Source organism: Thalassospira sp. UBA4513, from assembly GCF_002388495.1.
GTDB classification, from domain to species: Bacteria; Pseudomonadota; Alphaproteobacteria; order Rhodospirillales; family Thalassospiraceae; genus Thalassospira; species Thalassospira tepidiphila.
On the sequence record NZ_DGMR01000012.1, the window covers coordinates 73,332 to 93,883 of the forward strand.

The 20,552-nt window shown below is 54.9% G+C and carries 23 protein-coding genes; 17 read left to right on the top strand and 6 right to left on the bottom strand.

Going from position 1 to position 20,552, the window contains the following annotated elements:
* Positions 1 to 180: 180 nt before the first annotated feature.
* The 4 genes from B2T33_RS05355 (at position 181) to rlmN (ending at position 3,542) form a co-directional block, all read left to right on the top strand.
* A complete protein-coding gene (locus tag B2T33_RS05355) occupies positions 181 to 681 on the top strand; it encodes a bactofilin family protein (protein WP_246878909.1) in 501 nt (166 codons plus the stop codon).
* Positions 682 to 693: 12 nt separating this feature from the next.
* The gene (locus B2T33_RS05360) at positions 694 to 1,212 is read left to right on the top strand and encodes a hypothetical protein (protein WP_008888781.1); all 519 of its coding nucleotides are present in this window, start codon (positions 694 to 696) and stop codon (positions 1,210 to 1,212) included.
* A gap of 279 nt (positions 1,213 to 1,491) precedes the next feature.
* Positions 1,492 to 2,055, top strand: a complete 564-nt coding sequence (locus B2T33_RS05365) for an invasion associated locus B family protein (protein WP_008888780.1) — start codon at positions 1,492 to 1,494, stop codon at positions 2,053 to 2,055.
* 230 nt (positions 2,056 to 2,285) lie between these two features.
* Entirely contained in the window at positions 2,286 to 3,542 is a 1,257-nt protein-coding gene (gene rlmN, locus B2T33_RS05370) for a 23S rRNA (adenine(2503)-C(2))-methyltransferase RlmN (protein ID WP_286791311.1), read from the top strand.
* Between the two features lie 185 nt (positions 3,543 to 3,727).
* On the opposite strand, the gene B2T33_RS05375 is transcribed toward rlmN, so the two are convergent.
* The 3 genes from B2T33_RS05375 to B2T33_RS05385 all read right to left on the bottom strand — a co-directional run bounded on the left by B2T33_RS05375 (position 3,728) and on the right by B2T33_RS05385 (position 6,253).
* Positions 3,728 to 4,093 carry a Dabb family protein gene (locus B2T33_RS05375; protein WP_008888778.1) on the bottom strand — a complete coding sequence of 122 codons (366 nt, stop codon included), beginning with the start codon at positions 4,091 to 4,093 and terminating at the stop codon, positions 3,728 to 3,730.
* A complete protein-coding gene (locus B2T33_RS05380) occupies positions 4,090 to 5,370 on the bottom strand; it encodes a murein transglycosylase A (protein WP_286791312.1) in 1,281 nt (426 codons plus the stop codon). Before B2T33_RS05380 ends, B2T33_RS05375 begins: the two co-directional genes overlap by 4 nt.
* Positions 5,371 to 5,557: 187 nt before the next feature.
* The gene (locus tag B2T33_RS05385) at positions 5,558 to 6,253 is read right to left on the bottom strand and encodes a Tim44/TimA family putative adaptor protein (RefSeq protein ID WP_008888776.1); all 696 of its coding nucleotides are present in this window, start codon (positions 6,251 to 6,253) and stop codon (positions 5,558 to 5,560) included.
* A gap of 380 nt (positions 6,254 to 6,633) precedes the next feature.
* On the opposite strand from B2T33_RS05385, the gene B2T33_RS05390 reads away from it, so the two are divergent.
* Positions 6,634 to 7,254 carry an FxsA family protein gene (locus B2T33_RS05390; RefSeq protein ID WP_286791313.1) on the top strand — a complete coding sequence of 207 codons (621 nt, stop codon included), beginning with the start codon at positions 6,634 to 6,636 and terminating at the stop codon, positions 7,252 to 7,254.
* Between the two features lie 300 nt (positions 7,255 to 7,554).
* The gene (secB, locus tag B2T33_RS05395; RefSeq protein WP_008888774.1) at positions 7,555 to 8,052 is read left to right on the top strand and encodes a protein-export chaperone SecB; all 498 of its coding nucleotides are present in this window, start codon (positions 7,555 to 7,557) and stop codon (positions 8,050 to 8,052) included.
* 124 nt (positions 8,053 to 8,176) lie between these two features.
* Here the strand turns inward: secB and hemJ are convergent, their stop codons facing one another.
* From hemJ to hemE, 3 genes are all read right to left on the bottom strand, one after another.
* Positions 8,177 to 8,605 (bottom strand): protoporphyrinogen oxidase HemJ, encoded by a 429-nt coding sequence (gene hemJ, locus B2T33_RS05400; RefSeq protein ID WP_008888773.1) that lies wholly within the window; start codon positions 8,603 to 8,605, stop codon positions 8,177 to 8,179.
* Between the two features lie 167 nt (positions 8,606 to 8,772).
* Positions 8,773 to 9,888, bottom strand: coding sequence for a ferrochelatase (gene hemH / locus B2T33_RS05405; protein ID WP_286791314.1), 1,116 nt, complete (start codon positions 9,886 to 9,888; stop codon positions 8,773 to 8,775).
* Between the two features lie 199 nt (positions 9,889 to 10,087).
* On the bottom strand, positions 10,088 to 11,128 hold the full coding sequence (gene hemE, locus B2T33_RS05410; protein ID WP_286791315.1) for a uroporphyrinogen decarboxylase: 1,041 nt from the start codon (positions 11,126 to 11,128) through the stop codon (positions 10,088 to 10,090).
* 688 nt (positions 11,129 to 11,816) lie between these two features.
* Here hemE and B2T33_RS05415 point away from each other — a divergent pair.
* The 11 genes from B2T33_RS05415 to B2T33_RS05465 all read left to right on the top strand — a co-directional run.
* The gene (locus B2T33_RS05415; protein WP_008888770.1) at positions 11,817 to 12,641 is read left to right on the top strand and encodes a pyruvate, water dikinase regulatory protein; all 825 of its coding nucleotides are present in this window, start codon (positions 11,817 to 11,819) and stop codon (positions 12,639 to 12,641) included.
* A gap of 22 nt (positions 12,642 to 12,663) precedes the next feature.
* Complete coding sequence (locus B2T33_RS05420) at positions 12,664 to 13,269, top strand: Maf family protein (RefSeq protein WP_008888769.1); 606 nt, start codon at positions 12,664 to 12,666, stop codon at positions 13,267 to 13,269.
* 45 nt (positions 13,270 to 13,314) lie between these two features.
* Positions 13,315 to 14,181, top strand: coding sequence for a shikimate dehydrogenase (locus B2T33_RS05425; RefSeq protein WP_008888768.1), 867 nt, complete (start codon positions 13,315 to 13,317; stop codon positions 14,179 to 14,181).
* A 21-nt stretch (positions 14,182 to 14,202) separates the two neighbouring features.
* Positions 14,203 to 14,787: a dephospho-CoA kinase gene (gene coaE / locus B2T33_RS05430; RefSeq protein WP_008888767.1), complete on the top strand. Its 585-nt coding sequence runs from the start codon at positions 14,203 to 14,205 to the stop codon at positions 14,785 to 14,787.
* Positions 14,788 to 14,805: 18 nt separating this feature from the next.
* Positions 14,806 to 15,519, top strand: coding sequence for a DNA polymerase III subunit epsilon (dnaQ, locus tag B2T33_RS05435; protein ID WP_008888766.1), 714 nt, complete (start codon positions 14,806 to 14,808; stop codon positions 15,517 to 15,519).
* A 1-nt stretch (position 15,520) separates the two neighbouring features.
* A complete protein-coding gene (locus tag B2T33_RS05440; RefSeq protein ID WP_286791316.1) occupies positions 15,521 to 16,462 on the top strand; it encodes a substrate-binding periplasmic protein in 942 nt (313 codons plus the stop codon).
* Between the two features lie 228 nt (positions 16,463 to 16,690).
* A complete protein-coding gene (locus B2T33_RS05445; RefSeq protein ID WP_063086289.1) occupies positions 16,691 to 17,338 on the top strand; it encodes a Smr/MutS family protein in 648 nt (215 codons plus the stop codon).
* Positions 17,335 to 17,700, top strand: coding sequence for a helix-turn-helix domain-containing protein (locus B2T33_RS05450; protein WP_008888763.1), 366 nt, complete (start codon positions 17,335 to 17,337; stop codon positions 17,698 to 17,700). The genes B2T33_RS05445 and B2T33_RS05450 overlap by 4 nt, the downstream gene beginning before the upstream one ends.
* Before the next feature lie 238 nt (positions 17,701 to 17,938).
* Positions 17,939 to 18,727 (top strand): nitrate- and nitrite sensing domain-containing protein, encoded by a 789-nt coding sequence (locus B2T33_RS05455; protein WP_286791317.1) that lies wholly within the window; start codon positions 17,939 to 17,941, stop codon positions 18,725 to 18,727.
* A gap of 66 nt (positions 18,728 to 18,793) precedes the next feature.
* Positions 18,794 to 19,996 (top strand): methyl-accepting chemotaxis protein, encoded by a 1,203-nt coding sequence (locus B2T33_RS05460; RefSeq protein ID WP_286791318.1) that lies wholly within the window; start codon positions 18,794 to 18,796, stop codon positions 19,994 to 19,996.
* A 353-nt stretch (positions 19,997 to 20,349) separates the two neighbouring features.
* Positions 20,350 to 20,552: Rho termination factor N-terminal domain-containing protein (locus B2T33_RS05465; RefSeq protein ID WP_286791319.1), on the top strand; the 203-nt coding region annotated here is incomplete at its 3' end.

The window sequence follows — 20,552 nt, forward strand, 5'->3', positions numbered from 1 at the left end:
AGAAGTGCGACTTCGTCAGATACATCTCGCCTGGATGGATCAGACAAGCTTTCCGGGACGATGACCTCGGCCTCTGATGCTGCATCTGACAAAGCCAGCGAAACCCGCACGTTCGAAAAAACAGAAAAACGAACAGAGCCGCGGCTCTTCACCCAACCGCGCACAAAGGATGAACCGCAAATGTCCAGCAAACCGCACTCCACCAACTTCCGCCCGGAAATCCCGAAGCGCCCGCTTGAAATCCCGACCCGCGGCAGTTCCGGTCGCCCGGGAGGATCGGGTAGCCACTCCTCCGAGGGCAAGAAACTGACAGTTGGTCGCGACATCACGCTTAAAGGTGAAATCGGTTCCTGTGACGTTCTGGTCGTCGAAGGCGTTGTCGAAGCCCAGATCAAGGAATGCTCGCGCCTCGAAGTTTCCGATGGCGGCAGCTTCATCGGTTCTGCCCAGGTGGATGAGGCCGAAATCAGCGGCAAGTTCGAAGGTGAACTGACGGCTGGTCGTGTGGTTGTCGTCCACTCGGCTGAAATCAGCGGCAAAATCACCTATGGTGCGCTTCAGATCGAAAATGGTGCCCGCATCAAGGGCGAGCTGGAATATGTCGAAGGCGCTGACACCGGTATAAGCCGCGGCGGCAGCACCGGCGCAATCACCATCCCGCGCAAATCTGACGATTCCTGATTTTTAGCGCGCATGATTGCCCTGACCCAAACATCACCCCGAACAGACGTCACCCGTCCATTCGGGGTGATTTTGCTTCTGGCGCTCATTGCCATGGGTCTATCGGCCTGTGGCGGCGGGTCGTCAGTGCCACCGGGTTCGACAAACACCAATTACGGCGAGCTCAATACCAAGGGCAACGTCACCACGACCCAGCCCGAAGCCCGCAGGCGGCCTGAAAATTCAAAATCACGCACCACCACGGCCGCCATCCCGTTCAAGCCGGTGCCCAACGCATCGCTCAAGGGGCTGTCAGAACCGGAAGTCGAAGCCAAAATCGGCGAACCGGAAATGATCCGCGGCGAAGGTGACATCCGCGTCTGGCAATACAGATCCGATCAATGTTCGTTTGATGCCTTCTTTGCCCCGGCAACCGAAGGCGCGCCTCGTGAACTCCGTCACATGCTGGCGCGAATGCGGCGCGGAAATCAGCCGATCACGGTTCAGGATTGTTTGGATCAGGTGGTCAAAAAGAATCTCGCACGCGGCTGACACCTGCCGATCAATTTTAGTGGTGTGACAACGGTTTACCGGTAATCCCGTCAAGAAGGGCATCACCAGCCATGGCTGGCGTCCGGCGCCATCCACAGAATAATTTGTAAAATTTGCCTGTTGGCACCCGGTTGGACGCATTCCTTGGTTTAATCTTTACCTTTTGGCGGCAATCTCGGAAAACGAACCTCATAAATTTGCCATATCCTTTGGATTTTATGCGTCCTAACGTGGTCCGGTCGGACCGATCCCGAAACTTCAGACACGATACGCGACCTCATGAAAAAACACGCCCATCGTCTCGTCAGAAATTCGTTTGCCGCCGCTTTTGGCGCGGTTGCCTGTCTGCTTGCGCTTGGTTTTGCGACCAATGTGGCACAGGCCCAGAACTCCCCGCAGCTGATTGATGTTTACGGCAAGTGGGAAGCCTACACCTATTCCGAGGATGGCCAGAAAGTCTGCTATATGGGCAGCCAGCCGACCTCGGCCAAAGGCGACTACACCCAGCGTGGCAAAATCTATGTCATGGTCACCCATCGCCCGGCACTCAAGCTGCTTAATGAAGTCAGCTTCATTACCGGCTATACCTACAAATCGGGCAGCGAGGTTGATCTTCGAATCGATTCCAAAAGTTTCAAGCTGTTCACCCATGATGACTCCGCCTGGGCGGTAAACAGCGAAGAAGACCGCAAACTGGTCAGCGCGATGAAAGCCGGATCGACCATGGTTGTGGTTGGCTATTCGTCACGCGATACCAAGACCACCGATACCTATTCGCTGTCGGGCTTTACCAACGCCTATAACGCGATTTCAAAGGCTTGCAACACCAAGCCGGTCAACTGATCCTAGCTGATCAAACCGGTTGGTGGGGCCGTCACAGCCTGCTTTGCAACCGTGATTGCAATGCTGTGATAGCTGCAATGTGAAATTTATCGTTTCTAAATCGACCCGGCCCCGCTATATGCGGGGCCAAGCATTTTTGCATCATTTCTGGTATAGTCCCGCTGACGCCAGAACAAGACGGCCAAAAAGCTGTCTGGCAAACCCACACTACGCAAAAGAGAGAGCCCGGGATGACCGACGTCCTGACCGAAAACGCACCCCTGACCGATGCCCCTGCCAAGCAGGATGGGCCGTCGCTGTCCGACTTCGTTTCGCGCGCCGCCAATGGGCAGGCTGCCGACGGGCGTCGTGATCTGGTCGGCATCACCCGCGAAGAACTGACCGAACTCATGGCTGGCATGGGCGAAAGCAAGTTCCGCGTCAAACAGCTTTGGAACTGGATCTATAACCGCGGTGTTACCGACATCGAGGACATGACCAACATTTCCAAAAAGCTGCGCGATCGCCTGGCGCAGGATTTCTATGTCGGGCGTCCGGTTTTGACAGCCGATCAGAAAAGTACTGACGACACCCACAAATGGCTGATGAAGTTCCATGACGGCAACGAGGCCGAGACGGTCTATATCCCTGATCGCAACGAAGATCGCGGTGCTGTCTGCATTTCATCGCAGGTGGGTTGCACGCTGACCTGCAAATTCTGCCACACCGGTACCCAGCTTCTGGTGCGCAACCTGACCCCGGGCGAAATCATCAGCCAGTTCATGGTCGCACGCGACAGCTACGGCGAATGGCCGACCCCGGCCAATGGCATCCGCCGTCTGTCGAACATCGTCATGATGGGCATGGGCGAGCCGCTGTTTAACTATGAAAACGTCCGCGATGCCCTGCGCATTGCCATGGACGGCGAAGGTATTTCGATCTCGCGCCGCCGAATTACGCTGTCGACCTCGGGCGTGGTGCCGGAAATCGTGCGCTGTGGCGAAGACCTTGGCGTTGGTCTGGCGATTTCGCTGCATGCGCCTGATGATGATCTGCGCAACGAAATCATGCCGATCAACAAGAAGTATCCGCTGAAAGAACTGATGGATGCGTGTCGGAACTATCCGGGCATGTCGAACGCCCGTCCGATCACCATGGAATATGTCATGCTGAAAGGCGTGAACGACAAACCCGAACATGCGCGTGCGCTGGCCAAACTGGTCAAAGGCGTTCACTGCAAGTTCAACCTGATCCCGTTCAACAAATGGCCGGGTTCGGATTACGAATGCACGCCGACCAACGATATCAAGAAGTTCGCGCAAATCCTGCTTGATAACGGCTACGAAGCGCCGATCCGCTGGCCGCGCGGCCGCGATATTCTGGCCGCTTGCGGGCAGCTCAAATCCGAAAGCCAGCGTCAGCGCAAATCACGCGTTGGCAGCACCGGTGACGCAGGTGGTTGCGGCAAATCGGATGCCGGCAACGAAGGCATCGTCGCCGCCCAGTAAGTCTGGCACCAACAACAACCCAAAATCGATCAACACCGGATGGCCTTGCCGTCCGGTGTTTTTCTTTGCGCTGTCCCTGTTTCAGGTCCCTGCGCCAAAATGTCCAAAAAATGCGATTTAGATCGTCGGTTTGATCTTGGTCGGTATTTTGATCGTAATTATAAGATCATTTTACGTAATCTAGTTCAGATCCAGCGTAATTCCGGCTTCTTGTCCGATCCCTTGTCGGGCGTATGGATGTCATCAACATTGACGCTTATGGCAAGAATACCGCCAAGGCCGCCTTCGGTCATTTCCGACAATCGAATGCCAATCCAGTCCTGATCAAGGCCGCGCACATAGGTGTCGCGTGCGGCCAGATCAGTAAAATCAATGGTGATGGCATGGGTAAATCCCTGACTAAGGCCGCTTCCGGTCATCTTTGCCCCACCGCAAAAGGCCAATGCGCCCGGCACTGAAAAGGCAACTTTTTCAAGTTCGCCGATCATGGTGTCGATGTCGCTTTGCGCGATATGGCTTGGGATCTGCAGCAACACAATATGACGGATCATGAAGTGCCCCCTGTCTGAGCATCCGCATCCTGCCAGCTTGCCGGATCGATGCTGTTGGGCAACAGGACATATTTGCGGCCCTGCCGGTTCATGTGGCCGGCATAAAGGGCCGCGTCCTCGCCCGGGCCAAAGAAGATGTCACCGCGCACCGGCCCGCGGATGGCCCCGCCGGTATCCTGGGCCACCATCAGGCGGCGGAATGTACGGTCCGCATTCATCGGATCGCTGGTTTCAAGCCAGACCGGAACCCCCATGGCATGGAACCTGCGATCCACTGCCAATGACCGGCCGGGTTCCAACGGCACCCCTTGCGATCCCAGCGGCCCTGCTTCGGGGTCGTTCGGATCAACCTTGAGCGGCTGGAAAAACACGTAAGATGCGTTGGTATTCATCACCGCATCGGCTTCGCCCGGATTGTCATGCAGCCACTTGCGGATCGATTGCAGCGATACGGTTTCGCGCGTCAGCACTCCGCGCGCGATCAGTTCCCGCCCGATGGCAAAATACGGGTGCCCGTTGGTTGCGGCATAGCCCACCCGAAGCACACTTTCATCAGGCAGTACCACCCGACCAGACCCCTGAATTTGCAGGAAAAAGGCATCCACCGCGTCATCGACCCAGACCAGTTCAAGATCACGGTCTGACAATGCCCCTTCCTCAATCGCTTCGCGGTCGTAATAGGGTTTGATGGCATCACCCGCGATCCGCCCGACCAGCTTGGTGCCTTTCAGATCCTCGCGAAAATCGCCAAGATCGATCGAGACCATGTCATTGGGCTTCAGATAAAGTGGTGTCTGATACGCCCCGCCACGGGTCAGCTGGCCTTGCAATTCCGGCTCGTAATAGCCGGTAAAAAGGCCCTCGGCCGTATCGCGATTGCCACTGAGATAGGGTTTGAAACCGCTTTCAAAAAACGCACGCGCGTCTTCCTTGCGCAGGCTCTCAACATCAAGGGAAACCGCGGTTTCGCAACGATCGCGCCACTGGCCAATGGTTCCCATGCGCGGATCAGGCCCGACGGGTTTGTCATCACTGCGTCTTAGCATCGCCTGGCACGACCGGGCAAAGGCCCGCACGGTGCCGCGCATGTCATCGGTCTGCCAGCCATCAAGATCAGCGAAAGTCGCCGGGCGCAGGGTCAGTTTGTCTTCCACCTCGGCCGGGGGTTCGATCTGTCCGGTGATTTGTGGCCAAAACATCCAGATCAGGGCGGCAGCCGCACCGACCAGCACAGAAACAAGGGACAGGCTGCGCGATAAAACCAGTCGTCTTTTCAAGATGGAAACCCGTAATTAGCCAAATCGAACGTCACCGTTTTTGCAACGATTCTACGAAAACCCGATTTTGCCCCTGACATGCTTAACAAGCCGATAATTGCGCGTGCTCGTTACCATGCGGACACGAAAAAAGGCGACCCGGTTTATCGGATCGCCTTTGATATGTTTGGTCTTTGCGAAACCCGCGTTAATCGGCGGTTTCTTCTTCCGGGGTTTCGGTCGCAACCAGCTGCCAGTTCGGATCGCGGCTTTCGATATTGCGCGCGAATGTCCAAAGATCTTCCGCCTCGACCACCTTGTTAGGGTCGCCATCGACAACATCGCCCTCGGCATTGCGAATGACCGAGACTTCCTCGGACACGAACTTGACCGTGACATAGGCGGTGCGGCCTTCAAGGCTGGCGTCATGGATCGACGCGCTCTTGATACCCACCAGGGTGGTTTCCTCGTGCTCGCCCTTTTCAGCGCGGGCATCGATGGCAGCGGCGAAGTTCTTGTAAACCTCGGCCGAAAGCAACGGGTTCAGGCCATCCTTGTCGCCCTTGGCAAAGTATTCGACAATCATTTCGAACGCCATGCGCGCGCCATTCAGGAAGTCCTGCTGGGTGAAGTTCGGATCGTGCTTCTGGATCTCCTGCAGGGTTGCAAACGTGCCCGAAGGAACATCTGCCGCATCCTGATCGTTACCGGAGTCCGGCAGGCGATAAACATTATCGGTCTGAGCTGCGGCGTCTTTCTGGCCTTCATTGTCATGAGTCTGACGGCCAAAGATATCGGACGGCCCCTGCTTTTCATTGCCGGTGCGACGGCCAAGCACGCCACGCAAACGCAGCACAAGGAAAACCGCAATCAGAGCGAATAAGAATATATCGAAATACTGCAAGACGGTCTCGTGATCCTAATGGTTTCAAACTGGTTGTCTGTATATCACAACCGTGGTGGAGAGATGGTATGAACTTAACCAAATGCAAGGGCAACTGCCGATTACCCAGCAAGATGTGATCATCTTCACCCTTCACCGGTGCGATATGCGCCGGGGCAAGGCCAAGATGACGATCTGCCGCATTTTTGTCGCGTTGTCACATTAGCGTTCCCACCAACTAACCAACGAACTTAAGTGTGCAGATTAATGAGAAATCGCTGAAAACCAAGTTGTTTTCTGCAATAGTTTCAGCAAGACGTCAGCTTTGGCCGTAAAATGCATGTGATAATACGACATTTGCGGCGCATACAGGCAATCCATCGCCAGTAAACGGAGAAACAATGGGCTTTTACTTTCTCGCGATATTCGTCGCCATGCCAATCATCGAAATCGCGGTCTTCATTCAGGCCGGCGAACTGATCGGGCTATGGCCGACCATTGGCGTGGTTGTTCTAACAGCCATCATCGGCACGTCGCTGATGCGTGCTCAGGGGTTGCAAACCCTGGCCAAGGCGCAAAGCCAGATGGATCAGGGCGAAATGCCCATTGGGGCCCTGTTTGACGGCATCTGCATTCTGATTGCCGGTGTATTGCTTCTGACCCCGGGCTTTGTCACCGACACCTTTGGCTTCCTGTTGCTTGTCCCGCCGCTGCGCCAGCTGATCGGGGCCAAGGTCATCATGAAGCTGGTCCAGTCGGGCAATATCCGGACAAACTTCCGCGGTGCGACCTATTCCAGCGGTGCGCAAGGCGGACCAAACGCGCGCGGACCGAATGGTGCGGGCGGAAATGGCGCCGGTGGACCTGGCGGAGCACGGCCGCGCGGTGCCGGGCCGATCATTGATGGCGATTTCGAAGATGTCAGCCCAAACGATCCGTCAAACGACACCGATAGCAGCAACGATCCGGGCGACAATCCCGAAACACCGCGCAATCTGCCCCCGCGTGACGAGACGCGCTGAATTCATACGAAAATCACAAAATCAGAAGGTTGGCCGACACCCCCGGTCAGCCTTCTTTGATTCAAAGGCCTTTGTCCGTAATCAGGACAACCAAACCCCCGGAAACACGGGCTTTGATAAGGGCTTTGACCCGCTCTGATTGGCTTGCCCGTGCAGGCCAGACGTGCTAGGCCAACAAGTCCAATTTATCTGCCGCAACGGGGCGGCGTCAGTAATAAGCATTTCAGCCAAGGCAAAGCCTTCAGGCCGAAAGCTTTTTTCTGATCAAGACGAAATGACCTCTAAGGGAGCTAGACTTTAATGGCCGAGAATACCACCGGTGCAGAAGGCGCAGCAGAACAGAAGCAGCAGCCGGCCGCAAATCCGATCACGATCCACACCCAGTACATCAAGGATCTGTCGTTCGAAAACCCGAACGCACCGGAAAGCGTTGCCCTGCAGCAGCAGCCGAAAATCAATATCGACGTTGATGTTGAGGCCCGCACCACCCAGGACCAGAAACTTCACGAAGTCACCATCAAGATCAACGTCAAAGCCGACGTTGGCGACAAGGTCGCCTTCATTGCCGAACTGCAGTATGGCTGCGTTGTGACGCTGAATGTTTCTGACGAACACCGCCTGCCGGTTCTGATGATCGAAGTTCCGCGCCTGCTGTTCCCCTATGTCCGCAAGATCGTCGCAGACCTGACCGCAGACGGTGGCTTCCCGCCGCTGATGATGCAGCAGATTGATTTTGCTGATCTTTTCCGCAAGAAATTCGCATCCAAGATGGAAGGTCAGCCGGCCGGCAACGCCTGATTGACCTTATCTATCGGATTTTGGTTCGATACCAAAACGATGACAAAGAAAAGGCCGCCAGTTTGGCGGCCTTTTTATTTTAAAATCGAAACGTTTTCACTGAGTGGCTGTCAAACAGACCCGATCAGAAGGGACGTGCAATCACCATGAAGACGACAATGATCATCAGGATCGTCGGTACTTCATTGAAAATACGATAGAATTTTTGCGATTTCGTATTGGCATCCGCCTCAAACGCCCGGCGGTAACGCGCCATCATCATGTGCGCGATGGTCATCAGAACCACACACAGCAGTTTGACGTGGAACCAGCCTTCGGTCATGACACCGGCCGCATGGATCAGATAGCCGCCAAAAATCCAGGTCGCGATCATTGCCGGGTTCATGATGGCCCGCAAAAGACGGCGTTCCATCACCTTGAATTTCTCGCTGGCTTCCGAGCCCGGCGCGACTTCGCAGTGATAGACATAAAGCCTTGGCAGATAAAGAAGACCCGCCATCCAGGCGATCACGCTGATGACATGCAGGGATTTGATAATGCTGTAACTATCCATCTCTCTCTTCTCTGGATGTGACGGTCAGGGTCGGCAGGTTAAAGCCCGCGCAAGCGGGAATTTTTTGAATTTTTCCGACCATAACAGCAATCAGGCCGATCCAAAAACAGAACCGGCCCGATTGGCGTTATAACTGTGATCTAAAGCGCGTCGCGCTTTTGGCCAATTCAGGCCCCGGCAGGTTTCAGCGATGGCTGCTTGGCGACCGCACAGGAATGTTCATCCGGGCACCACCAGCCGCGTGTTTCGACCGTGTAGTCATCCGGACCTTTTTCATCGAGCTCGTCCTGTGTTTGTTTTACAACCGAAACAAGTCCGGCAATAAACTTCGGATGGGAACAGACCGTGCGCACGCGCTCATAGATCGGCACGTGTTTTTCATGCGCCAGTTCGCCATATTCGATATCAAGCTCGACCAGGGTTTCCGAATGCTCGGTGACAAAGGCAATCGGTACCACAACGATGCCCTTGTTTTCCGCACCAGCACGCGCGATCTCGTCCTCGGTCGATGGGCCAATCCATTCCATCGGGCCGACCCGGCTTTGATAACAAACGTTCCAGTCCAATCCTTCGATCGCCATTTTCTCGACCACGGCGGCCGATGTTTTTTCGATCTGCGACTGATAGGGATCACCGCGCTTGGTGATCACGGCTTTGGGCACACCATGGGCGGAAAACAGGATGCGTGGCTTATCAATGCCAAGTTCGGTGGCCTTGGCCAGGGCACGATCATAGCCCGCCTTGATCATTTCGGCCGATGCTTCGACAAAGCCCGGATTGGTCGGATAGCAGCACGCCGTTTTGATCGGGGAGGTCAAGCCAACCTTGGCACAGGCCCGTTTCCAGTCCTTGACCGACGATCCGCTGGTGGTGGTTGAAAACTGCGGATAAAGCGGAAGCAGGATCTGTTCATCTGCCCCCCATGCCTTGACCTCGGCCGCGGTATCATCGGCAAACGGCTTCCAATAGCGCATGGCGATAAAGCAACGGTTTTCATAGCCGTCATCTTCGGCGTTCAAGGCAATCTGAAGCGCATCTGCCTGTTCCTGGGTCAGTTCCAGAAGCGGCGATTTACCACCGATATGGTCATAAATCTCACGCGCAATCGGTGCGCGGCGACGTGAAATCAGCTTTGCCAGCAAAAAGCGGAACGGATTGGGCAGGCTGATGATTGCCGGATCATTAAACAGGTTGAACAGAAACGGCTCAACAGCTGCCGGACTGTCCGGCCCCCCCAGATTGAAAAGAACAATGGCGCGTTTCTTGCGCGTCGTCTCGGACATTTGGTTATCCTTCATGTCAGATCGTGTCTGGACCGGTTCCCGACAAACCGGGAATGATGTAAACCCGTCGCGCTCCGGCGCCTATTTTGGTCAAACCGGACCCAAGCGCAACAGGCAACGCCCATCATACGCATTGAATTTTTCAATCGATTTGATTGATTTCAAAAATCACAAAATAAAATGCAGCAATTGCCGACATTTACCCTTTGTAATCGCGGATGAAGTCCACCAGCTGGCCAACATGTTCCGGCGGGGTTTCCGGCGTGATGCCATGGCCAAGGTTAAAGATGAACGGCCCCTTGCCCAGCGTATCAAGGATGCGCTTGGTTTCATCAAACATCGGATCGCCACCGGTGATCAGCAGCATCGGATCCAGATTGCCCTGCACCGGACCCAGTTTCTGAAGGTTTTCCGCCACCCAGTCGAGTTTCACCCCGCTATCAAGGCCAACCGCGGTCACACCGGTTTTTTGTTTGAAATCGACCAGATGCAAGCCACAGCCACGCGGGAAGCCGATTATCGGCAGATCCGGGTGCACGGCGCGCAAATTGGCAACGATCTGTTTGGTCGGCTCAATCACCCAGCGATTAAAGCCGGTCTCGGACAACACCCCGCCCCAGGTTTCAAACAGCTGAATGCATTCTGCACCGGCCTCAACCTGTTTCAGCAAATATTGCGTGGTCGCCTCGACCAGAATGTCGATCAGTTTGGCAAACCCATCGGGATCGCCATAGGCAAAGCGGCGGATATTCGGGAAGTCCTTGGAACCCTTGCCCTCGACCATGTAGGTCGCAACGGTCCAGGGCGCACCGGCAAAGCCGATCAGTGCTGTGCTCGATGGAATGGCGTGTGAAAGCTTTGAAACCGTCTCATAGATCGGACCAAGCGTGTCATGAATGCCTTCAACTGAAAGCTTGCCCAGGCCTGAAGCATCGCGGATGGCCTCAAGCTGTGGGCCTTCTCCCTGCTTGAAGGCCAAATGCTGTCCAAGTGCCTGCGGTATAACGAGGATATCGGAGAACAATATCGCCGCATCGAAGTCAAAGCGCCGCAGCGGCTGCAACGTAACTTCGCAAGCAAGTTCAGGATTATAGCAAAGATCAAGGAAAGAGCCTGCTTCTGCGCGGGTTGCGCGGTATTCTGGCAAATAGCGGCCAGCTTGGCGCATCAGCCAGATCGGCGGTACCGGCAAGGTTTCACCGGCAAGGGCACGCAAGAAGGTCTTTTGGGTGTTAGGCATCTGGTTTCCTGTTTCTCTTCCCGATCGCTTTTTTGATCTTTGGCCTGACATGTGGCGTTCGGCCACCTGTCAGAACCGGCTTTGTTATTTCGTGAAATGTGCCCTGGGGCCTTTGCCAAGACGTTTTCCACGTTCTGCCTAACAAAACCTTATTTAATAAAAAAGGATGTTGTTTGTGAGTGGTTCCCTGTGGATAACAGGGATTAAATTTCACGCACAGTTTATTCACATTCCGACTCGGGAAAAATGATTCATCTCAACCGGCCTTGGGGAAAACTGTGTACGACTCCGAACGACTCCCGGACTATGCCTTGGGAAAAGACGTTTTTGAATAATGGGGATAAGGTGAATAAGTCTGGTTTTTGCATTCTTATCCCTGTTATTACGGGAAAAATTTGGCACTTATCCCGCTCGGGACAGAGCACTTGAGAAACTTTGTATGAGCGGGAGGATAATTCCTGTGGAAAAAATCGGGCCGGAGTCGCACCCGTTATCCACATTTATCCACAGGGCCGACTCCGATCCGCTAACTTCGGGTTGCGATAAAACTCTTATCCATCCGGTTAGTGATCGGTATTTTGAACAGCCGTAACGTTGTTTGAATAAAGTTAGAAAAATCGTTTGGTCGGCAAAAAGTGGATAAGATTTCGCTTGGGTCGCCAAAAATTGACCAAAGAAACGGACAGGCATGGTCGGGACGGACAAAATTTTCCATCTTCATCTGGTCTCGGACTCAACCGGCGAGACGGTCGATGGCATTGCGCGTGCCTGTGTCGCGCAATTTCCCGATGTGCGTGCCCATGAACATGTCTGGTCACTGATCCGGACCGACGCGCAGCTCGCCCGTGTCTTGGCCGATATCGAACGCAATCCGGGCATCGTCCTTTACACCGTCTTTGACAGCGACATCCGCCGCAAGCTCGAGGAAGGCTGTCGCCGCCTGCAGGTCCCGCACAGCCACGTGCTTGATAACACGGTCACCATGATGGCGGGGTATCTCGGCCAGCAATCGCACGGACGGACCGGTGCGCTTCATAAAATGGACGAGGAATATTTCAACCGGATCGAGGCGATCGATTACACCCTGACCCATGATGATGGGCAATCGGGCTGGGATCTGGAAGACGCCGATGTGGTGATTGTCGGTGTTTCGCGCACGTCCAAAACCCCGACATCGGTTTATCTCGCCAATCGTGGCATCAAGACCGCCAATATTCCGTTTGTGCCGGGCTGTCCATTGCCGCCGGAACTTGATCAGCTCAAAAAACCTCTGGTGGTTGGCTTGATCAAGGATGTTGATCAGCTGGTCTCGATCCGTAAAAACCGCCTGCGCCAGATCGAACGCGGCGAGGGTGGTGATTACGTTGACCCGGTTGCAGTCCGCGACGAAGTCCACCAGGCACGGCGATACTTTACCGAACGTGGCTGGAAGATCATTAATGTGACCCGCCGATCCATCGAAGAAACCGCCGCCATCATTTTATCGACCATGTATGACCGCCGCGGTCATTAAGCTGCACCAACAGGATAAACATATGCCCAGCACCCATCGTCTTATTCTCGCATCCAGCAGCAAGGCCCGCCATGCCATGTTGAGCAATGCTGGTGTCAATTGCGAAGCCGTCGCCTCGATGATTGACGAGGATGGCTATAAACAAGCGATGAAGGCCGAGGGTGCGACGGCGGCCGAGGCCGCGGAAACCTTGGCCGAAATGAAGGCGCTGCGCATGTATCGCCAGCAACCCGATGCGATTGTGATTGCCGCTGATCAGATGCTGGAATGCAATGGCATCTGGTTTGACAAGCCGATGGACCGTGACAATACCCGTGCGCAACTCCTGGCCCTGCGGGGCAAAAGTCACAAGCTGGTCTCGGCCGCTGTTATATATAAGGAAGGCTCGCGCATCTGGGGCACGATTGATACCGCCCATCTGACCGTGCGCAACTTCACCGATGAATGGCTCGAAGAATATCTCGATGCCGCCGGCGAAGAGATTTATCACTGTGTGGGCGGCTATCAGCTTGAAGGCCTTGGTGCGCAACTGTTTACCGAGGTGCGCGGCGATTACTTCACCGTGCTGGGCATGCCGCTTCTGCCGCTGATTGGCTTCTTGCGCGATCACGGTGTTCTCAAGGCATAATCACAAAAACGCATCAAAAACCCATCTGGCAGGAAACAGCACGCAATGACCTCGCGAAATCCTTATCGCACCCTATCGGGCACATCGCGCCTTGCCGGCGTGATGGGCTGGCCGGTATCGCATTCGAAATCGCCGCGTTTGCATGGCTATTGGCTGGCGAAATACGGCATTGATGGCTGTTATATGCCACTGCCCGTGGAGCCGGAAAACTTTCAGGCCGCCTTGATTTCCTTGCGCAATCTGGGATTTTCCGGGGTCAATGTCACCATTCCGCAAAAGGAAATGGCGATGCCCGAATGTGATGAACTGTCTGATCGTGCGCGTCGCATCGGGGCGGTCAATACCGTGACCTTTGCCAAGGATGGCCGTCTTTTGGGCGATAATACCGACGGATTTGGCTTCCTTGAAAACCTGCGCCAGGAAGCACCCGATATTGCTTTTGCCAGCGGTCCGGCGGTGGTTCTGGGGGCAGGCGGGGCATGCCGTGCGGTGCTGGTCGCCTTGCTGGATGAAGGTTGCCCGGAAATTCGTCTGGCCAACCGGACCCGCAAACGCGCCGAAGACGTCGCGGCCGAAATCAAGGACCCGCGGATCAAGGTGATTGACTGGCCGGTTGCACCTGATGCGCTTGATGGCGCGTCGCTTGTCGTCAATACCACAAGCCTTGGCATGGTCGGCCAGCCCAAGCTTGAGATCGATCTGTCCGGTCTGCCGCAAACCGCCCTTGTCACCGATATTGTCTATGCGCCGCTGATGACCGATTTGCTGGTGCAGGCCAAGGCCCGCGGCAATCCGATTGTTGATGGGCTTGGCATGTTGCTCCATCAGGCACGACCGGGTTTCCATCGCTGGTTCGGGATCGATCCCGAAGTCACCCAGGAACTGCGCGATTTCGTTCTTTCGCCTGATTAAGATCCGAAGGGTAATCTTATTATGAAAATTCTTGGGTTAACCGGCTCCATCGGCATGGGCAAATCAACCGCGGCGGCGATGTTTCGTCACCTTGGTGTGCCGGTCCATGATGCCGATGCCACGACCCATGAATTGATGGCACCAGATGGCCTTGCCTTTGGCCCGATTGCCAGGGCCTTTCCCGATGTGATCGTTAATGGCCGGATTGATCGGCAGGCATTGGGCAAGATCGCTTTTGCCAATCCGGATGTTCTAAAAACGCTTGAGACCATCCTGCATCCGCTGGTGCGTGCGGCTGAAAACCGGTTTCTTGCCGCTCAGCGTCGTTTGGGGCGCAAGCTGGTTGTTCTCGACATTCCGCTTTTATATGAAACATCCGGTGAAAAGCGCTGTGATCATGTTGCGGTTGTATCGGCCCCGGGGTTCATACAACGCCAGCGTGTTCTTTCGCGAGAAGGGATGACGGAGACAAAATTTTCCGCCATTCTGTCGAAACAGATGCCAGATATCGAAAAGCGAAAGCGCGCTGATTTCATCATCCCGACCGGGTTGGGGCGTGCCGTCACTTTTCAATATATTCAGGGTATTATCGACCAACTCAGTTGATGACTGGATAACGACTACATGCGTGAGATTGTTCTTGATACCGAGACCACCGGCCTTGATCCCTATGCTGACCACAGACTGGTTGAAATCGGCTGTATCGAACTGATCAATCACATGCCCACCGGGCGGCAGTATCACCAGTATATCAATCCCCAACGCCCGATGCCCAAGGAGGCATTCGACGTTCACGGTCTGGGCGATGAGTTCCTCAAAGACCAGCCGGTCTTTGCCGAGGTCGCCGATGAGTTCATCGAATTCATTGGCGAGGATTCGGTTCTGGTCATTCACAATGCCAGCTTTGATATGAAGTTCCTCAATGCGGAGCTTGAATGGCTTAACAAACCGCGCATTGCCATGGAACGCGCCCTTGATACCGTCCAGATGGCGCGCAAGAAATTCCCCGGATCCCCGGTCAGCCTTGATGCGTTGTGTCGTCGGTTCAAGATCGATAACTCCAACCGTACCCTTCACGGCGCACTTCTTGACTCCGACCTTCTTGCCCAGGTCTATCTGGAACTTCTGGGCGGCCGTCAGCATGGCCTGTCGCTTGATCCTAATGCGCTAAACGGTGATCAGGATGAAGATAACGGCGGGCGTCGGGTTCTGGGCCCGCGGGGCAACCGGCTGGAACCAAGGCCGCATATGATCAGCGACGAAGAACTTGCTGCTCACCGCGCCTATATCGAGGCCAAAGTCAAAGATGCGCTCTGGCTTATAAAGCAAGAGGCATAAGATGGGAAAACAGCGGTGTCCATCATTGCGGTTTTCCGAACTTACAGTTTCTCAATACGCCAATCGCCTCCTTGCGATGCTGGTTTTGGTCTGTGCGCTGATCACGGCTTTAGGTAATCTTCGCGCCCAGACACTCACTGACGAAAAAGCTCCAGAAAACTCCACGTTTGATGGCACCTACATCATCCATTTGTCTGAAAGCAGCCGGGTTCAGTCATCGGGCCGGCCGGAGCCAGGCTATTTCGATACGCTTGCCATCGAACTGTTTACCAAGGCCGGTCTGGCTGTTGAAATCGTGCCGCAGATGCCCTGGAAACGGCAGATGGAGCTGGCCGGACGCGAAGTCGGCCACGTAATTTACCCCACCACCCGAATTGATTATCGCGAAGATGTCTTCCAATGGGTGGGGCCGGTCAGCCGGACCTTCTGGAACCTGTTTGGCTTTGTCGATACCGGTTGGTCAGACATGGCGTTTGACACGCTTCTGCGCGATGCCCGCATCGGGGTTCTGATGGGATCGGCGCGTGAAGGATATCTTCGTGATCGCGGCGCCAAGCAATTGGTTATGGTGCCGCGTGAAGAACTTCTGTTGCCGATGATGATGGCTGATCGCGTTGATCTGATTGCCATCGGTGGCAATATCCTGCGCCATTATCTTGATAAGGTCCGTGCCGAATATCCCGAAGTCAGCATTCCTGATGTGACTGGTTTCAAGCCCTATCGCACCTGTTATCTCTATATCGCGATCAGTGGTAATGTACCGCAAAGCGATATCAAAAAGCTGCAAACCCAGCTTGATCGCTTCAAGACCGACGGCTTTTTTGTTGAAAACCGCCGGATGCACGGGCTTTCGACCAATCTCGACAGTGCGTTTCTCAAGGCGATGCTTGATCTTGATAATAACGGGGTCACCTGTGTCGATCTGACCGATATCGATACCTGAAACCCAACCCCGTCGGGCCACCTTTCCCGGTCTGGCCTGTTTTTCCTGCAAACATATTGTTGCCGTGACGGCGAAATGCGCGATGGGCGCGGTTGCGCGAAAAGCAATGACACGGCAATATGCCGCGAACATTCCTTTGGGTGACCGGGCTGTTGCAAACAGGTGATATCGAATGGACGATAAAGCCTCGCGTATATGGACCGCGCCGCTTGCATATTGTCTTGGTCGATGAGTCAGAAGAAACCAAATAAGCGACGCCGCACCGTCACGGATGACGAAAAGACCCTGTGGGAGGTCTTTACCCGTGACGTCAAACCTTTGCGCAAGAAAAGGCGCAAGGCCGGCGATGACGTGGTCGCGTCTGATGATGACATCCACACCAGCGATACCGCGATTACCTTGCCCGATAATCTTGGAGAAAAACTTGAACAGTCCGAACAAAGCCGGGCTGCGCGCAATCTGCCCTCGGCCCGCCATGCTGACCGTGGCCCAAAGATCAAAAAACAGAACCTTTCCGAATTGAAACCCGGTGTCACCGACGGGATTGATCGATCAACTGCCAACAAATTCCAAAAGGGCAAGATGTCGATTGACGGTCGCATTGACCTGCATGGCATGACCCAGGAAGTCGCCCATAATGCGCTCAATGCCTTTATCGAGGATAGCTGGCGGGCCGGAAAACGTTGCGTTCTCGTAATCACTGGCAAGGGATCGCGCGCGGATGAATATGGTCGCACCGGTCTTTTGCGCGAACGCACCCCGCAATGGCTGAGTGCGCCAAACCTGCGCAATCGCATCCTTGCCATTCATCAGGCCCAGATCCAGCACGGTGGCGCCGGGGCCTTTTATGTCTTGTTGAAACGGAGACGCCCGTGACACCTTTTGGCAATCGCATCCGGGAACTCCGTGCGCGCAACAACGTGACGCTGACCGATATGGCAACCGCCTTGCAGTTGTCACCGGCCTATCTGTCCGCGCTTGAACACGGTCATCGCGGGCGGCCCAGCCCCGGGCTGGTGCAGCAAATCTGCGGTTATTTCAATCTGGTCTGGGACGAGGTCGATGACGTCAAACGTCTGGCCCAGCTCTCGCATCCGAAAATCACCGTCGATACCGCCGGACTGGAACCCCAGGCCACCGAACTGGCCAACCTGCTGTCGGAACGCATCGCCGGCCTGAGCGAGGATCAGCTTAACCGGATGCTTGAAATTGTGCGCGAACAGCATCGCTCTTCGTGAAACAGGATTTCCTGAACGCCTTTTAAGTTGAAACGTAACCATTGAATTTAATCCAAGGGTTACAATATCCAAATGTGCCGCGCTGATTATTTTGCGCCGCACAAAGTCTAGGCGCGTCACCACACCAACAATAAAAGGCAATTGATACGATATCGTATCAATATAAAACCTGCGCGCCCCGGGAGTTGGAAGAACGCATATTTGGCGGCCTCGCATTCCACAATGCACGGGGCTTTACATGTTTGCGAATATTCAGATTGGCAAGAAACTTGCGATTTCTCTGATCCCACCTTTGTTGGGACTTGTTGTTCTGTCCGGCGTCATTATTTCCGACCGTTATCGGGAAATGGATGAACTTGGCAAAATTGGCGGCTTGACCGAACTTGCGGTTCAGATCGGTGCGACCGTACACGAATTGCAAAAGGAACGCGGCGCATCGGCGGGCTTTATCGGCTCCAAAGGTGAACAGTTCGGACCGCAACTTGCCGATCAGCGCAACTTGTCGGATGCGCGCATCCAGTCTTTGCGCAATGCGTTAAACGACTTTGATCTTTCCGCCTATGACCCGGGTCTGGCAGAGCAGGTTGGCGTCTTTGTCGGGCTGCTTGATACCGTGCCCCAGACACGTGCCAAGGTCTATGCGCTGGATATCGAACTTGGCGAGGCGGTTCGGTTCTATACCTCGATCATTTCCGGCATGCTCTCGACCGTCAATGTCATGAGCACAATCAGCAACGATCCCGAACTTGTCCGCTCGATCGCGGCCTTTAATGATTTCATGCAGGCTAAGGAACGTGGCGGGCTTGAGCGCGCCACAGGTGCGGCCGGGTTTGGCATGGGCAAGTTCGAACCCAACCTTTATCGTCGATTTGTCGAGCTGATCACCCTTCAAAACGCTTATCTCTCTGTGTTCGAGGAAATGGCCGCACCAGAGATCAGGGAATTTTACGACCGCGCGATGCAGGACCCGGCGGTTGCTGCGGTCAACAAGCTGCGTGATGTGGCGCTCAGTTACCCGGTAACCTGAACCACCGATGGCATTGCGGGGACGGACTGGTTTGCGACCATCACGGTAAAGATTAATATTTACAAGATGATAGAAGACCATATTGCCCAAAGCCTGGTCACCCTCTCGGCGCAAAAGCTCTCTGAAGCGCAGCTTTATTTTTATGGCACATTGGCCGGTTTGCTGATCATTATCGCACTTGCATGCACATTGGTTGTCATCGTTGGTCGCGATATTTCTGCGCCGATCCGCGCCATGACCAAAACCATGAGTGATCTGACCGCAGGTGACCTGTCGGTCAAGGTATCCGGGGCCGCGCGCGGGGATGAGGTCGGGGCCATGGCCCGATCGGTGCAGTTTTTCCGCGACAGCCTTGTCGAGAATAGGGAAATGGCCGCCCAAAGTGAAAAGGAACAGGCCGCCCGATTTGCCCGTGCCGAAAAAGTCAGCCGGCTGGCCGAACGGTTTGAGGCCAGGATCAACGACTTGCTGGGGGATATCGGCCAGTCAACTGATGGTTTGCGCACCACGTCTTCAGACATGACATCGGCCATCGACAAGACCCGCGACAAGGCTCGCCTGGTGGCAGATGATGCCAAATCAGCGTCCGAGAATGTGTCCGCGGTTTCCTCGGCAACCGAACAGCTGGCCAATTCGATCCTTGAGATTTCCCGGCAGATCTCTGCGTCGTCGGATAATGCGACCGCCGCGGCCGACGAGGCCCGCGAGGCCGAAGTCATTGCAACGGCGCTGAAAGAAGGCGCTGAAAAGATCGGCGAGGTGATCGGTCTGATCCGCGATATTGCCGAACAGACCAATCTTTTGGCGCTTAATGCGACAATCGAAGCCGCCCGTGCCGGCGAGGCCGGCAAGGGATTTGCCGTGGTTGCCAACGAGGTCAAAAACCTTGCGACCCAGACATCGCGCGCAACTGACGAAATTTCCGAACAGATGGGCAATCTGCAGGACGCGACTGAACGCGCGGTTGATGCCTTTTCGCGGATTGGCGAAAAAATCGGCCAGATTGACGCGACCTCGTCCTCATTGGCAGCTGCGGTCAATGAACAGGAAGCCGCAACCTCGGAAATTGCCAATAATATTGATCGTGCCTCGCAGGGCACGACCGAGGTTTCGGGCAACGTTGCCGGTATCCGCGAGGCGACCGACAATGCCGGCGAGGCCGCCGATCACGTTATCGTCGCCTGTGATCAGGTTGCCAATGTTGCGACCAGCCTGCGCAAGGAAGTGGCCGAATTCCTTGCGTCCGTGCGCGAGGCCCAGACAGTTTGATGCAAAATTACCGATGAAAAAGAACACGGAATTTTGGCTCAAACCCGGCTTCGACCAGTGGAATGCGGTTGGTTGCCGGGGGCGAGATGTGATATTTTCGTATCAATGGCTGCAAAATTGCCCGGTTCTTTCGAATCACGGTTTGACTATTGCGATTTTCAAGGGTATCAATCGGGGGTGTTTCGATCCAGAAACATGAAAAGACCTGCCTTTCTTGCAACTCCAAGGTTTCGAACCGTCCGCACGCCCCAGCAAAAGCCTGAGCGCCTTGCCTGACGGTCAACCGCACATTCTCTTTTCTATCTCCATAAAATCTTCGCCCTTTCGGCAACCACAGATCATTAAACGCACATATGCATCTTCAGGACCTTAAAAAGAAATCTCCGACCGAGCTGCTTGCTCTGTCTGATGAACTCGAAATCGAAAACGCCAGCACGCTCCGCAAGCAGGAGCTGATGTTCGCGATCCTCAAGCAGTTGGCCGAGAACGACCACGCCATCTTTGGCGAAGGCGTTCTTGAAGTTCTGCCCGATGGTTTCGGCTTCCTGCGCAGCCC